The organism is Mycobacterium shigaense (genome assembly GCF_002356315.1).
GTDB lineage: Bacteria > Actinomycetota > Actinomycetes > Mycobacteriales > Mycobacteriaceae > Mycobacterium > Mycobacterium shigaense.
Map to the genome: position 1 here is coordinate 2,055,258 of NZ_AP018164.1, position 14,015 is coordinate 2,069,272.

A 14,015-nucleotide genomic window follows, 5' to 3' on the forward strand; every position below is an offset into this window, starting at 1 on the left:
ATACCTTGCTTCATACCCGAGCCGGGCGACCAGTGGCGTAGCACGCGGTGAACGCCGGAGGCGCGGGTAACGAATCCGGTAGCGTTTTCGATATGACCAACGTGCGAAAAGTGACTAGGGGGGTCGTATCGGCAGGGTGTGCCGCGGGCGTTGTGGCTGCCGCCGGGGCGGCGGTCGGGTCGGTGGTAGCGCATGCGGATCCGGCCGGCCACCAGGTGACGTACACCGTGTCGAGCCCCAACAACCTGACCGCCACCGTCAACTACGTGAGCTCCGATCCGCCCAGCCAGGCCGCCTACAACGCGGACCCGTCGAAGTTCACGACCAGCGTGCAGGCCCCGCTCAGCGGCGGAACGCCGGTCACCTACACCGCCACGCTAGCGAACCCGAACCAGTACGCGAGCATCAGTGCCAGCGGCATGCTGCACTGGCCGGATTCCGGCAACGGCCCCGCCCAGTTCCACTGCGAGATCGCGGTGGACGGCCAGGTGGTCGTGCACCAGGACGCCACCACCACCGTCACCTGCCGGCTCGGGTAGTCCGGTTTCGCCACTGACCGGCGTAACGGCCTAGCCCAGGTTAGTCGCGGAGAAGGTGTCGCACTGTTTCGGGTCGCCGCTCTGGTAGCCGATGGTGAACCACTTCTGGCGTTGGGCGGCCGAGCCGTGGGTCCACGACTCGGGATTAACGCGTCCGGTCGACTCCTTCTGGATGCGGTCGTCGCCCACCGAGGCGGCTGCCGACAGGGCGTCTTGAATGTCCTTGTCGCTCAACGGCTCCAGGTAGGGCACTCCGGTGCTCTCCTGCTTGACCGTCGAGGCGTAGTGCGCCCAGATGCCGGCGTAGCAGTCGGCTTGCAACTCTGTGCGCACGCCGTTGCCGCCGGCGCCCTGCGCCCCCTGCTGGGAGCGGCCCAGGATGCCCTGCAGCTGCTGCACGTGGTGGCCGTATTCGTGGGCGACCACGTACTCCTGGGCGAACGGTCCACCGCTGGAACCGAATTTGTCGACGAGCTCCTGGAAGAAGTCGGTGTCGAAGTAGGCGGTCTGGTCCACCGGGCAGTAGAACGGCCCGACTGCCGTGGTGGCGGGCCCGCAGCCGGTGTTGACCGAGCTGGTGAACAACCGTACGTGCGGGCGGGTGTATTTCGGCATCAGCTGGTGCCAGACGGCGTCCACCGAGTTGCCGGTCGCCACCACGCGGCACTGCACGTACTTGTTCGCGTCGGCTCCGGTCTTGCACTGGCCGAGATCGAATCCGGGTGCCGAGTAGCCGCTGTCGTTCTGCTGCTGGGGTATCACGCGGCCCGGATCGACGCCGAAGAACAGCGCGGCGATCAGGATCAGCAGCCCGATGCCACCGCCACCGAAGGCCATCCCCAAGCCGCCCCCGCCGCCCGACGACGACGCGGTGCTGGTGTCGATCTGCATGCCCTCGTTGAAGGTCATCGCACGCTCCTAACGCTGCCCGGACGCAAGGGTATCGGTGTAGTTACGTAGATTACGCAGGAATCGGCGCAGGCCCAGGTTCAACAGCGGGCCGACGACGAACACGGCCAGCCCGGCGGGTTTCTGCGCCATGGTCCAGGTGAGCCGGCAGCCGCCCGGGATGACCTCGTCACCGCGGCGCTCGCCTTGCGATCTACTCGGCCCAGCGAGGCCAGGACGCCGCGCCGGCCAGCACCTCGAACAGCTGCTCGGGGGTGATGGCGAGGTCGACGCGCTCGCAGGGGAACATGGCTACAACTTAACCGGGCCCGTCGCTGGCCGCGGCCAGCAGTGGCACCAGCACGTCGCTGATCGGCGTGGCCAGCCCGTGGGCACGGGCCTTGCGGATGATCACGCCGTTGCGGATGTCCCACTCCATCGGCCGGTGGTGTTCCCGGTCGGCCAGGATCGATGTGCCCAGGTCCTCGGGCACGTGCCGGAACATCTCGGCGAGCTCGTCAACCAGCGTGTCGGGCAGCCGGGCGCCCTCGGCTTGCGCCACGGCCAGGCATTCGGCGACGTAACGGCGCGACAGCTCGGTGACGTCGTCGCGGCGGAACATTCCGGACCGCCGGCCGGACAGCGCCATGAACCCGGCCAGGGCGTTGGTCAGCAGCTTGCGCCAGGCGGCCGTGATGAAGTCGGGGTTGCATTCCACCCGGCAACCGGCCCCGCGCAGCAGCTCGGCGACCGTCTCGGCGGCCGGTCCGCCGGGCAGCACCAGGGCCGGTTCGGTGCGCAATCGCACCCAGCCTTCCGGCTGGGTCTCGGCGGAATACCAGACGATGCCCGGGATCACCGGCGACGCCGGGCAGTGCGGCTTGACCTGCTCGACCTGCTCGACCCCGTTCTGCAGCACCACGACGATCGTGTGCTCTCCGCACAGCGGGACCAACCAGGCGGCCGCGGCGTCGTTCTGGGTGGCCTTGACCGCCAGCAGGACTACGTCGACCGTTCCGGATACCGAGCCGGGATCGGTGCGGACCGGACCGGGCACCACGATCGGGTCCTGGCCGTCGGGGCGCAGTTCGATGCTTTGCCGGGGGGTGCGCCCGCACACCAGGACCGAATGACCGGCCCGATGCAGCAACGCGGCAGCCGTCGTTCCGACGGCGCCCGGACCGATGAGCGCGATGTTGGTGGCGATAGAGGCGAAGTTACACGCCCCGCCCGCGGCTCCTCGCGTTACAGCGACAGCCCCTGGCGCAGCACCGCGATCTTCTCCGCACCTTCGCGCTTCGAGATCGCCGCGTCCTGTATCAACATCGACCCGTGAAAAGTACCTGGGAACAAATGCAATTCGACGCTGACACCCGCGGCAAGCATGTCCAACGCGTAGGCGACACCCTCGTCACGCAAGGGGTCGAAGTGCATGACCGAGACGTAGGCGGGCGGCAGACCCGACAGATCGGTGGCGCGAGCCGGTGCGGCATACATCGGCACATTGTCGGCGCCGGCGCGACCGGCTCCCAGGTAGCAGTCCCAGCTGACGATCGCTCGTGGGCGACTCCACAGCGGTGTATCGATAAAGTCGGTCATGCTGGCGGTGGTGAGCCGGTCGTCGAGCTCGGGCACCGAAAGGAACTGGAACGCGATGTGCGGGCCGCCGCGGTCGCGGGCCACCAGCGCCAGCGCCGCGCACAGCCCGCCGCCGGCGCTGGTGCCGCGAATCGCGATGCGCCGCGGGTCGATGCCCAACTCGTCGGCGTGCGCCGCGGTCCACACCAGCCCCGCGTAGACGTCCTCCAGCCCGCCGGGGAAGGGTGTTTCCGGCGCAAGCCGGTAGTCGACGGACACCACGACGACGCCGAGTTCGCGGGCCAGGGCGACGTTGGAGGCGTGTTCGGTCTCGAGATCGCCGGCGATGAATCCGCCGCCGTGGACGCTGTACACCGCGGCCGGGGCGCTGCGCTGCTCCGGCCGGTAGATGCGGATCGGCACCGCGGGATCGCCTGCGCGGCCGGGGATTTGGCGGTCCTCGATTCGGATCCCCGTGGTGTCCGGCGGCGGAAGCTGCGCGATCATCTCCGACAGCGACGCCCGGATGGCCAACGGATCGTCGCCCGGCAGATCGGGGATCAGTGGAATCACCGCGGCGATTTCCGGGTCGAACGCATAGGTCGTCATGTGCACTCCTGCATCCATCTGCGGCAACGTCGCTGAGTAATCCTGCCCCCGGGCGCCCGGCGCCGGGACGAATACCCCAGAAATCACCTCCTTTAGACTGGGCACTCGTTCTAGCCAGGTGAAGAGGAGTGTTTTGTGCTGCGCAGCCACGCCACGGGTTCGCTGAGGAGTAGCGACGCCGGGCGGCAGGTGACGCTGGCGGGCTGGGTGGCACGCCGCCGCGACCACGGCGGCGTCATCTTCATCGACTTGCGGGATGCCTCCGGCGTCGCGCAGGTGGTGTTCCGCGCGGCTGACGTACTGGCGCAGGCGCACCGGCTGCGCGCCGAGTTCTGCGTCGCGGTCACCGGCGTCGTCGAGGTGCGCCCGGAAGGCAACGCCAACCCCGAGATCGCCACCGGCGACATCGAGGTCAACGCCGCGTCGCTGACCGTGCTCGGAGAGGCCGCTCCGCTGCCGTTCCAGCTCGACGAGCCCGCCGGCGAGGAATTGCGGCTGAAATACCGCTATCTCGATCTGCGTCGGGACGAACCAGCCGCGGCAATTCGGTTGCGCTCCAAGGTGAATGCCGCCGCACGCGGGGTGCTGGCGGGTCACGACTTCGTCGAGATCGAAACACCGACGATCACCCGCTCGACGCCGGAGGGCGCCCGCGACTTCCTGGTGCCGGCCCGGCTGCACCCGGGTTCGTTCTACGCCCTGCCGCAGAGCCCGCAGCTGTTCAAGCAGTTGCTGATGGTGGCCGGCATGGAGCGGTACTACCAGATCGCGCGCTGTTACCGCGACGAGGACTTCCGCGCCGACCGACAACCCGAATTCACCCAGCTAGACATGGAGATCAGCTTCGTCGACACCGAGGACATCATCGCGGTCTCCGAGGAGATCCTGTCCGCCCTGTGGGCGTTGATCGGCTATCCGATTCCGACGCCGATCCCGCGGATGACCTACGCCGAGGCGATGAGCCGGTTCGGCTCCGACAAGCCGGATCTGCGCTTCGACCTGGAACTCGTCGAGTGCACGGAGTTCTTCAAAGACACCACATTTCGGGTATTCCAGGCGCCGTATGTCGGCGCGGTGGTGATGCCCGGCGGGGCCTCACAGCCGCGACGCACGCTGGACGGCTGGCAGGAGTGGGCCAAGCAGCGCGGGCATCGTGGGTTGGCCTACGTGCTGGTCGGTGACGACGGCACGCTGGCCGGCCCGGTAGCCAAGAACCTGACCGACACCGAACGCGACAGCCTGGCCGCGCACGTCGGGGCGAAACCGGGGGACTGCATCTTCTTCTCGGCCGGCCCGGTGAAGTCGTCGCGGGCGCTGCTGGGTGCGGCGCGCGGCGAGATCGCCAGCCGGCTGGGCTTGATCGACCCGGACGCGTGGGCGTTCGTCTGGATCGTCGACCCGCCGCTGTTCGAGCCCGCCGAGGAGGCCACCGCCGCGGGCGACGTGGCCGTCGGCTCCGGGGCGTGGACCGCCGTGCACCACGCCTTCACCTCGCCCAAGCCCGAATTCTCTGACATTGTCGACACCGACCCCGGCCGGGTGTTGGCCGACGCCTACGACATCGTCTGCAACGGCAACGAGATCGGAGGCGGCTCGATTCGTATCCACCGCCGCGACGTCCAGGAAAAAGTGTTCGCGGTGATGGGCCTGGACCAGGCCGAGGCCGAGGAGAAATTCGGATTCCTGTTGGAGGCATTCACTTTTGGCGCGCCTCCGCACGGCGGCATCGCGTTCGGCTGGGACCGGATCAACGCCCTGCTGTCCGGGGTGGACTCCATCCGCGAGGTGATCGCCTTCCCCAAGACCGGCGGCGGCATCGACCCGCTGACCCAGGCGCCCGCGCCGATCACCGCCCAGCAGCGCAAGGAATCCGGAATAGACTTCAAGCCCAAACAGGTTCACCAAGCGTGACCGAAGCCATTCCTGACACCGCAACGATCAACGCGTTCAACCAGAACATCGCCGACGAATTCCGGGCCAACGGCGGCAAAGTGGGCGGGCAATTCGAAGACGGCAACCTGCTGTTGCTCACCACGACGGGCGCCAAGTCCGGCCAGACCCGGCTCTCGCCGCTGGCCTACTTCGACGTCGAGGACAAGCTGATCGTCATCGGGTCGTTTGGCGGCGCGCCCCGGGATCCCGCGTGGGTGCACAACCTGCGGGCCAACCCGCGGGCGTACATCGAGGTCGGCACCGACGCGTACGACGTGACGGCGCGGGAGTTGCCGTCCGCCGAGCGTGACCGGCTCTTCGAAAGGCTCACCGAGATGGCGCCGGGCTTCGCCGAGTATCAGGCCAAGACCAGCCGGGTGATACCGCTTTTCGAGTTGCGGCGAAACTAGCCGGGCCGGAATTGCCGCGCCCGCTCGCGCTGCGGTAAGCAAGCGGGATGAGCAGTCTGTTGACGGTGCGTGCGGCGGCCGGCACCGCCGCCGCCGCGGCCTTCGAACGGCTTCGCGGTCTGTGGTTCACGATCGCGCAGACATCGGTCGCTTCCGCGCTGGCCTGGTACATCGCCGCCGACCTGCTGAAGCACCCCCAGCCGTTCTTTGCGCCCATCGCGTCGGCGGTGTGCCTGTCGATCAGCAACGTGCTGCGCGGCCAGCGCGCCGTGCAGATGATCATCGGTGTGGCCTTGGGGATCTGGATGGGCGCCGGCGTGCAACGGCTGATCGGCACCGGGGTTGTCCAGATCGGCATCGCCGTGTTGCTCGCGCTGTGCGTCGGGGCGCTGGTGGGGCAGAACTTCATCGGCCAGGGGATGATGTTCGTCAATCAGACCGTGGTGTCGTCGATTCTGGTGCTGGCGCTGTATCACACCGGTCCGGTCTCCGAGCGGATCGACGACGCCCTGATTGGTGGCGGCCTAGCCATCGTGTTCGCCGTCCTGCTGTTTCCGGCCGACCCGCTGCGGGTGCTGAGCCGGGCTCGCATCGGGGTGCTGGAGGCCCTGCAGCAGGTGCTGTCGCGCACCGCCGACGTGGCCGCCGGCCGCCGGGTGGCCGCGCACGATTGGCCGCTGCCGGCCGTCGACCGTGTGCACGAAAAGCTGGGGGACCTGCTCCAGGCCCGCGCGACCGCACGGCAGGTCGTGCGGCTGTCGCCGCGGCGGTGGCGGCTGCAAGCCACCTTCCGGGGCGCGGACCACCAGGCAGTGCATGTGGCTCTCCTGGCGAGTTCCGTGCTGCAACTGGCCCGCGTCGTCGTGCCGGCGGTGGGCGGCTGCTGCGACCGGCTACCGCAGGCGGCGGAGGCCGTCCTGGTCGACCTCGCCAAGGCCACCTCGCTGGCCGACTCGAACCCCGTGGCGGCCATCACCCACGTCGAGGCCGCGCGCGTGCACGCGTCGGTGCTGCTGGCGAACGCGCGGGAAAGGACGGATGTGGTGATCGCGGACGTCGTTCAGGCCTGCGTGGACGACCTGCAGCGGGTCATCGACCTGCGCCCGGAACGCGCCGGCTAGCGCGAATCGGCCAGAAACTCCTGGACCAGCTTCCGGGGCGCCTGCGTCAGCCAGGCCTCGGTCATCAGCTCCTCGAGGTCGCCGACGTCGATCGCGTCCAGCTTGACTAACACCGCGGCGTAGCCGTCGAAATGCGGCGTAGTGAAGTACACGCCCGGATCGTCGGAGATCAGGGCGAACTTGATGCCCTCGTCGGGAACTCGCACACCCAGGATGTCGCCCTCCGGCGCCGCCGTTCCCTGCGCGGCCAGCGCCTCCCGGTCGGAGGGGCGCAGCGGCCGTTCCCACGCCAGCAATTTCCTGCCGACCCGCCAGTCGTGGGGTGACTGCTCGGAGGTCAGCGGTAGCCCAGCCGCGATGCGGGCGACGTCGTTCCACGTGGCCACACCCTGATTGTGCTCCCGTTATGGCGTGTTCAGCGAGGTATCGGCAATCGTTTGCCCAGCTGCCGCCCGCCCTGCCGGCCCCGGGCGATGTGTGGTGTGATCAGCCTGCCGCCATTCGGCCGCGGTCGAGACGTCAGGAGGTCAATCGTTGTCGTCGCCAGTGCGTGACCCGGCCACCATTCGTCACCGCATAACGCACCGCACCCAGTACCGCTACTCGGACACCGTGACCAGCTCCTACGGCCGCGGCTTTCTGACGCCGCGCGACTCGATGCGGCAGCGCTGCATCGCCCACCGGCTCACGATCGACCCGGCGCCGGCCGACAGCTCCACGAGCCAAGATTTCTACGGCAACATCAGCTCGTACTTCCACGTCACCGAGCCGCACCAGAAGCTGACGGTGATCAGCGACTCCATCGTCGACGTGTATCCGCCGCCGCCGCATCGCTATGCCAGCGGGCCTGCGCTGGACGCATGGGAGGCCGCCCGGCCCGCCGGGCACGCCGGGGCGCGGGCGCTGGCGACGGAGTTCACCCTGGATCTGGATCCGCCGGAGATCACCGGCGCGGTGCGCGAATACGCGGCGCCCAGCTTCGTGCCCGGCCGCCCGCTGGTTGAGGTGCTGCGCGACCTCACGTCGCGCATCTTTGCCGACTTCACCTACCGATCGGGCTCGACGACGATTTCCACCGGGGTAAATGAGGTTCTGGCGGCCCGGGAAGGGGTATGCCAAGACTTCGCACGGTTGGCGATTGCCTGCCTGCGCGCCAACGGGTTGGCGGCCAGCTACGTGTCTGGGTATCTGGCCACCGACCCGCCCCCCGGAAAGGAACGCATGATCGGCATTGACGCCACCCACGCCTGGGCTGCGGTGTGGACCCCGCAGCAGGCAGGCCAATTTGAGTGGCTGGGTCTTGATCCCACCAACGACCAGCTGGTCGACGAGCGCTACATCGTGGTGGGGCGGGGCCGCGACTACGCCGATGTGCCCCCCTTGCGCGGGATCATCTACACCAACTCAGAGCACAGCGTGATCGACGTCGGGGTCGACGTCATGCCGTTCGACGGGGATGACTTCGATGCGTGACTTCCACTGTCCCAACTGTGGCCAGCGCCTGGTGTTCGAGAACTCCAGCTGCCTCAATTGCGGCAGCGCGCTGGGATTTTCTCTCGAACAGATGGCGCTGCTGGTGATCACCGACGGCAGTGGCAATCAAGCCAGCGAGCATGCCGGCTTCGTGGACGCCTCCGAGTATCAGCTCTGCGCCAATCTGCGAGTCGCCGAATGCAATTGGCTGGTGCCCGTCAACACTCCGCGACTGCTCTGCGCCTCGTGCGTGTTGACGACGGAGCGTCCCAACGACGCCGACGAAGTCGGTATGGCGGAATTCGCCGCGGCCGAGGCCGCCAAGCGCCGGTTGGTCGCCGAGTTGCACGAGCTGAAGCTGCCCATCGTCGGGCGCGACCAAGATCCCGACTACGGTTTGGCGTTCCGGCTGCTGTCCAGCGCGCACGAACAGGTGCTCACGGGCCACGAAAACGGCGTTATCACTTTGGATTTGGCCGAGGGTGACGACGTCCACCGTGAGCAGTTGCGTGTCGAGATGGACGAGCCGTACCGCACGCTGCTCGGGCACTTCCGCCACGAGGTCGGGCACTATTACTACTACCGCCTGGCCGCGCCGTCCGACCAGCACGTCGCCCGGTTCAACGAACTGTTCGGCGACCCCGACGCCGACTATCAGGAGGCGCTGGATCGGCACTACAGCCAGGGCCCGCCGGAGGGTTGGCAGGAAACCTTCGTGTCCTCCTACGCGACGATGCATGCCGCCGAGGACTGGGCCGAGACCTTCGCCCACTACCTGCACATCCGCGACACCCTGGATACCGCGGCGTGGTCCGGCTTCGCGCCGGCATCGGCGACCTTCGACCGGCCGCCCTTGGGCCCCAGCGCTTTCCCCACCATCATCGACCTGTGGCTACCGCTGGCGTGGTCGCTAAACAACGTGAACCGGTCGATGGGCCACGACGACCTGTATCCGTTCGTGCTGCCCGCCGCGGTGCTGGAGAAGATGCAGTTCATCCACACGGTGATCGACGACGTGACCTCGGCGGCGAACGGTCCGGCGGCGGCGATCGCCTAAGGCGGCTAGACAGCGCGCAGGCGACGGACGCGGTCGGCGAAGACACGCCGCGACACCGGGGCGTTCGGGGCAAAGACGTCGAAGACGTGTGGACAACCCGGGTGCACATGCACCTCGGTCGACACACCGGCGCGAGCCAGGCGACGGGCGTAAGCGACGTCCTCGTCGCGGAAGATGTCGAGATCACCCACGTCGATGTAGGCGGGGGGTAGCTGTGCGAGATCGTTCGCACGCGCCGGAGCGGCATAGGCGTGCACAGCCTCGCCGTCGGCGTGCTGGCCCAGCAAGGCCTGCCACCCGGTGATGTTGTCCTCGTAGCTCCAGATCGCCGTCTGCGCCAATTCCGGGTCCGGCAGCGTGGTCCGGTCGTCGAGCATCGGGTAGATCAACAACTGCAGCGCGATCGGGGGCCCGCCGCGGTCACGCGCGATCAAGCACACCGCGGCACTGAGCCCGCCCCCGGCGCTGTCTCCCATCACAGCCACCCGGGCCGGATCGACACCGAGTTCGTCGGCGTGCGCTGCCAGCCAACGAAGCGCCGCATAGCAGTCCTCGACCGGAACCGGGTGCGGATATTCCGGCGCGATCCGGTAGTCGACCAGCAGCATGGGCACGTCGGACTCCGCGACGTAGCGCGCCGCCAACCAGTCGTAGAGGCCGCCGAATTCGCCCAATCCGACGATCATTCCGCCGCCGTGCAGGTACAGCACCGCGCCGCCGGGGAGCGCTGGTTGGGTCCCGTGGAACCAGCTCAACGACAGCGCGGCGCCGTCGTCGGTGTCGAGCGTGTATCGGCGTACCGCCACCCCGGCGACGGCCGGCAGGGTCGGCACGAACTCGGCGAATACCCGGCGGGTGATTTCGCGTCGTCCCGTCACATCTCCGGCCGGTGGCGGTTGCGAACCGGCCAGCAGGGCCGGCTGCGCGGTGATTGCGGCGAGTACCTCTGGGTCGATCTGTAGGGCCACTGCGTCGACTCGCTCTCCGTTGCGCTTCTCCCGAAGTGGCGGCCGCATCGGTGCTGCGCGAATGGCTGGGCTGAGGCGCCAACTCGCAGCGTTCGACTTTCCCAACACGTCCTCAGAACGCGGCCGGCAAATTAGGCTGACGCCATCATGCGGCCCACGAAGACGTCGGCGCAACGCTTGGGTCGGGCGCTGGATGCGGTGAGCGGCCACGGCGGCCGGTCGCCGGAGACCCCCGCCTACGGCTCCTGGTTGCTCGGGCACGTCTCGGACAGTCAGCTGCATCGTCGCCGACGCATCCAAATCATCCTGGCCCTGCTCATCGTGGCGGCGAACCTGATCGGAGTCGGTGTAGCCGCGCTCTTGGTAACCGTCGGCGTCCGCACCCCAAGCGTGTTCGACGACGCACCGTCATGGATCACGTTCGTTGCCGTGCCGACCTACTGCGTGCTGGCGATTGTCTTGGGCACTTACTGGATTACCCGCCGGAGCGTGCTCGCGCTGCAGTGGGCCATCGAGGAGGGCGAACCCAGTTCCGCCGATCAGCGCAACATCTTCCTGGCTCCATCGCGGGTGGCGATCGCCCACCTGCTGCTCTGGGGAGTCGGGGCGGCGTTGTGCACGACCCTCTACGGCCTGGTCAACCGCTTGTTCATGCCACGATTCCTCTTTTCGGTGAGCGCTTCCGGCGTCTTGGTGGCCACCAGTTGCTTCTTGATCACGGAAATCGCGCTGCGGCCCCTGGCTGCGCAGGCGCTGGCGGCGGGTCGGCCGCCTCGGCGGATAGCCGCGGGCATCATGGGCCGGATCATCATGGTGTGGCTGCTGGGCTCGGGCGTGCCCGTCGTCGGCATCGTTTTCATGACGATCGTGCAGATGTCGATGCGGAATCTCACCGAGACCCAGTTCGAGGTCAGAGTGCTGATCGTGGCGGTGGCAACACTGGTCTTCGGTTTCATCCTGATGTGGATCCTGGCCTGGACGACCGCAAACCCGGTGCGGGTGGTGCGCGCGGCGCTGGAGCGCGTGGAGCGTGGCAATCTGCGTGGCGACCTGGTGGTGTTCGACGGGACCGAACTCGGCGAACTGCAACGTGGTTTCAACACGATGGTCGCCGGTCTGCGTGAGCGCGAACGCGTGCGCGACCTGTTCGGGCGCCACGTCGGGCGCGAAGTCGCCGCGGCCGCCGAACGTGAGCGACCGCAGCTAGGCGGAGAAGAACGTCACGTCGCCGTGGTGTTCGTCGACATCATCGGGTCGACGAGGTTGGTGACCAGCCAACGGCCGGCGGACGTGGTGGCACTGCTCAACCGGTTCTTCTCCATCGTCGTCGAGGAAGTGGACCGCCATCGCGGGTTGGTGAACAAGTTCGAAGGCGACGCCTCGCTGGCCATCTTCGGGGCTCCGAACCGCTTGGACTCGCCCGAGGACGATGCCCTTGCCGCCGCGCGGACCATTGCCGGCCGGCTGGCCGCAGAACTTCCCGCGTGTCGGGCGGGCATCGGTGTGGCGGCCGGCCAGGTGATCGCCGGCAATGTCGGTGCAAGAGAACGGTTTGAGTACACTGTGATCGGCGAGCCGGTCAACCAGGCGGCCCGGTTGTGCGAACTGGCGAAAAACCATCCGCGCCGATTGCTCGCGGCGTCGGGCGCGGTGAGCGCGGCGAGCGAAACCGAGTGTGCTCGTTGGGCTTTGGGGGAGACGGTGACACTTCGCGGATACGACCGGCCTATCCGGCTGGCCGCGCCCCGGTGAGATCCCTTCGAGGGTTCCCCGGGTCCGGGAGCGCATTGCTTCGCCGACCGGTTCGATGCACGCGTCGACCAGGGCGAAGAGCAGGGCCGCGACGACGATGGTCTCGAGCCGCTGCGGAGAGACGTTGCCGCTCACGAAGGACAGCCAGCGGATGAGCACCAAGGTGTTCTCCGGCATCTCCGGGTGGGCGAGCGCGCGCAGCGCATCGTTGGCGGTCATGATCGACCGCGCGAAAACAGTACTGCGGTCGACGCGGCGCCGAATCGCGATGGGGGCCGCATGAACTCGATGCGCATCTGTGGGTCGGCAGCTTTGCCGAGGGCAACGAATGCAGAGCGACTGTAGGACCGCAGCACGCTGATGGACCCGTCGTGCATCCAGGGGCCCGCTGACGGCAACGACATCCGAACCGCCATCGGCCCCATCAACAGGATGTTCAGGATCAGTCCGAGCGGGGACCGACGTCCGATGTCGATGACGAGAAATCGCTTGCCGACTCGAGTGGCCTCGGCGATCGCCCTGCAAGCGGCGCTCGGCGGCAGGTGATGAAAGGCCAGCGCGAAGATGACCAGGTCGTAGCTGTCATCCTCGGCGGCGATCGCGGTGGCGTCGACCACCTGGGTGCGCACTCGCGGATGGGCGCCTAACGCGCCGGCAGAGATCTTCGCCACCGAGGTCGGGTCGACATCGCTGATCGTTACCGTCGCCGTGGGATGCAGGTCCAAGATCTTCGCGGCCAACTGGCCGTGCCCGGCACCGATCTCCAGGATGCGCGGGTGGGCAATGTCGGCGACGGCGCGCAGCGCGATGCGGGCATTCTTCTCGTGCAGGCCGACGCAGGTGCCCATCCGGTCGAGGGCCGAGATCACGCTTTGCTTGACCTCGTCCGCCACATCGTCGCGGTCGGTGTACTCCAGTGCCTCGGTCTGCAGCAGTCGATCCAGCCACGAGGCGCCGGGGCCGCCCCGGGGCATCGTGGCGATGGTCTCGTTCAGTGCAAGCGCTTCGTTCATCACAGGCTCCTCATGTGTTGTCGCGGATATCCGGACTCTAACAGACGAACTAGTTCGTTTGCAAACGGTCTAGTTCGTTTGGGTACGCTGGCCCGATGCGAAGCACCACAGAGCTGCGCGACGAGATCCTCGCGGCCGCCCGGGCCGAGTTCGCCCAACACGGCCTGGCCGGCGCCAGGATCGATCGCATCGCGCGTGCCGCCCAAGCCAGCAAAGAACGCCTCTATGCGCACTTCGGTGACAAAGAGACGCTGTTTCGCGAGGTGGTGGACGCCGACATGGCCGGGTTCTTCGGTGCGGTGCCGCCGCGGCCCGACGCCGTCCCCGAGTTCGTCGGCGATATCTACGACCTGGCCCGTCGCCGGCCCGAGCACGTGCGCATGGTCGACTGGGCGCGCCTGGAGGGCGTCAGCCTGGAGGAGCCCCGAGTCGGCGATCAGCCCGTTCTCGCCCGGGCCATCGCCGCGGTCGAAGAAGCACAACTCAACGGTCACGTGGACCCGGCCTGGCGACCGTTCGACCTAGTGGTGCTGCTTTTCGGGATCGGTCTGGCCTGGGCTCACTCGCCTGTTCCCGACGCCACCACCGACGATCCCACGCTGGTCGCCCAGCGCCGCGCCGCCGCCGTGGAAGCCGCCGCCCGCATCGTTGCCGTGCCGCGGTGACACGCGGCTG

The 14,015-nt window shown here is 67.9% G+C and carries 14 protein-coding genes and 1 pseudogene; 8 read left to right on the forward strand and 7 right to left on the reverse strand.

Annotation, left to right across the window (positions count from 1 at the left end; translation table 11 throughout):
- Positions 1-92 precede the first annotated feature (92 nt).
- Positions 93-539 carry a hypothetical protein gene (locus MSG_RS09775; protein WP_162899184.1) on the forward strand — a complete coding sequence of 149 codons (447 nt, stop codon included), beginning with the start codon at positions 93-95 and terminating at the stop codon, positions 537-539.
- Positions 540-569: 30 nt separating this feature from the next.
- Here MSG_RS09775 and ypfJ read toward each other — a convergent pair whose 3' ends face one another.
- The 4 genes and pseudogenes from ypfJ to MSG_RS09795 form a co-directional block, all read right to left on the reverse strand.
- Complete coding sequence (gene ypfJ / locus MSG_RS09780) at positions 570-1,448, reverse strand: KPN_02809 family neutral zinc metallopeptidase (RefSeq protein ID WP_096439172.1); 879 nt, start codon at positions 1,446-1,448, stop codon at positions 570-572.
- Between the two features lie 9 nt (positions 1,449-1,457).
- Positions 1,458-1,737, reverse strand: a pseudogene (locus MSG_RS09785) (hypothetical protein).
- 9 nt (positions 1,738-1,746) lie between these two features.
- A complete protein-coding gene (locus MSG_RS09790; protein WP_181159242.1) occupies positions 1,747-2,634 on the reverse strand; it encodes an oxidoreductase in 888 nt (295 codons plus the stop codon).
- A gap of 38 nt (positions 2,635-2,672) precedes the next feature.
- Positions 2,673-3,614: an alpha/beta hydrolase gene (locus MSG_RS09795; protein WP_197705020.1), complete on the reverse strand. Its 942-nt coding sequence runs from the start codon at positions 3,612-3,614 to the stop codon at positions 2,673-2,675.
- 135 nt (positions 3,615-3,749) lie between these two features.
- Between MSG_RS09795 and aspS the strand changes: the two genes are divergently transcribed.
- From aspS to MSG_RS09810, 3 genes are read left to right on the forward strand one after another with little or no spacing between them, the layout of a single operon-like run.
- On the forward strand, positions 3,750-5,525 hold the full coding sequence (aspS, locus tag MSG_RS09800) for an aspartate--tRNA ligase (RefSeq protein WP_096439177.1): 1,776 nt from the start codon (positions 3,750-3,752) through the stop codon (positions 5,523-5,525).
- The gene (locus MSG_RS09805; RefSeq protein ID WP_096439178.1) at positions 5,522-5,956 is read left to right on the forward strand and encodes a nitroreductase family deazaflavin-dependent oxidoreductase; all 435 of its coding nucleotides are present in this window, start codon (positions 5,522-5,524) and stop codon (positions 5,954-5,956) included. The genes aspS and MSG_RS09805 overlap by 4 nt, the downstream gene beginning before the upstream one ends.
- Positions 5,957-6,003: 47 nt before the next feature.
- Positions 6,004-7,077 carry an FUSC family protein gene (locus MSG_RS09810; RefSeq protein ID WP_096439180.1) on the forward strand — a complete coding sequence of 358 codons (1,074 nt, stop codon included), beginning with the start codon at positions 6,004-6,006 and terminating at the stop codon, positions 7,075-7,077.
- Here MSG_RS09810 and MSG_RS09815 read toward each other — a convergent pair.
- A complete protein-coding gene (locus MSG_RS09815) occupies positions 7,074-7,463 on the reverse strand; it encodes an MmcQ/YjbR family DNA-binding protein (RefSeq protein ID WP_096439182.1) in 390 nt (129 codons plus the stop codon). The genes MSG_RS09810 and MSG_RS09815 overlap by 4 nt on opposite strands.
- Positions 7,464-7,611: 148 nt before the next feature.
- Here MSG_RS09815 and MSG_RS09820 point away from each other — a divergent pair, with 148 nt between their 5' ends.
- Positions 7,612-8,550 carry a transglutaminase family protein gene (locus tag MSG_RS09820; RefSeq protein WP_096439184.1) on the forward strand — a complete coding sequence of 313 codons (939 nt, stop codon included), beginning with the start codon at positions 7,612-7,614 and terminating at the stop codon, positions 8,548-8,550.
- Positions 8,543-9,607: a zinc-binding metallopeptidase family protein gene (locus MSG_RS09825; protein WP_096439186.1), complete on the forward strand. Its 1,065-nt coding sequence runs from the start codon at positions 8,543-8,545 to the stop codon at positions 9,605-9,607. Before MSG_RS09820 ends, MSG_RS09825 begins: the two co-directional genes overlap by 8 nt.
- Positions 9,608-9,612: 5 nt before the next feature.
- Here the strand turns inward: MSG_RS09825 and MSG_RS09830 are convergent, their stop codons facing one another.
- Positions 9,613-10,575 (reverse strand): alpha/beta hydrolase, encoded by a 963-nt coding sequence (locus MSG_RS09830; protein ID WP_232011206.1) that lies wholly within the window; start codon positions 10,573-10,575, stop codon positions 9,613-9,615.
- Positions 10,576-10,722: 147 nt separating this feature from the next.
- On the opposite strand from MSG_RS09830, the gene MSG_RS09835 reads away from it, so the two are divergent.
- Positions 10,723-12,327 (forward strand): adenylate/guanylate cyclase domain-containing protein, encoded by a 1,605-nt coding sequence (locus tag MSG_RS09835; RefSeq protein WP_096439190.1) that lies wholly within the window; start codon positions 10,723-10,725, stop codon positions 12,325-12,327.
- A gap of 215 nt (positions 12,328-12,542) precedes the next feature.
- Here the strand turns inward: MSG_RS09835 and MSG_RS09840 are convergent, their stop codons facing one another.
- Complete coding sequence (locus MSG_RS09840) at positions 12,543-13,340, reverse strand: class I SAM-dependent methyltransferase (protein WP_096439192.1); 798 nt, start codon at positions 13,338-13,340, stop codon at positions 12,543-12,545.
- 95 nt (positions 13,341-13,435) lie between these two features.
- On the opposite strand from MSG_RS09840, the gene MSG_RS09845 reads away from it, so the two are divergent.
- On the forward strand, positions 13,436-14,005 hold the full coding sequence (locus MSG_RS09845; RefSeq protein WP_096439194.1) for a TetR family transcriptional regulator: 570 nt from the start codon (positions 13,436-13,438) through the stop codon (positions 14,003-14,005).
- The last annotated feature ends 10 nt before the right edge of the window (positions 14,006-14,015 follow it).

What these genes read in the sequence shown, in the direction of transcription:
- ypfJ (WP_096439172.1), bottom strand. Translation starts at nt 1,448, where the DNA reads ATGACCTTCAACGAGGGCATGCAGATCGACACCAGCACCGCGTCGTCG.
- MSG_RS09845 (WP_096439194.1), top strand. Translation starts at nt 13,436, where the DNA reads ATGCGAAGCACCACAGAGCTGCGCGACGAGATCCTCGCGGCCGCCCGG.
- MSG_RS09795 (WP_197705020.1), bottom strand. Translation starts at nt 3,614, where the DNA reads ATGACGACCTATGCGTTCGACCCGGAAATCGCCGCGGTGATTCCACTG.
- MSG_RS09835 (WP_096439190.1), top strand. Translation starts at nt 10,723, where the DNA reads ATGCGGCCCACGAAGACGTCGGCGCAACGCTTGGGTCGGGCGCTGGAT.
- MSG_RS09810 (WP_096439180.1), top strand. Translation starts at nt 6,004, where the DNA reads ATGAGCAGTCTGTTGACGGTGCGTGCGGCGGCCGGCACCGCCGCCGCC.
- MSG_RS09825 (WP_096439186.1), top strand. Translation starts at nt 8,543, where the DNA reads ATGCGTGACTTCCACTGTCCCAACTGTGGCCAGCGCCTGGTGTTCGAG.
- MSG_RS09775 (WP_162899184.1), top strand. Translation starts at nt 93, where the DNA reads ATGACCAACGTGCGAAAAGTGACTAGGGGGGTCGTATCGGCAGGGTGT.
- MSG_RS09840 (WP_096439192.1), bottom strand. Translation starts at nt 13,340, where the DNA reads ATGAACGAAGCGCTTGCACTGAACGAGACCATCGCCACGATGCCCCGG.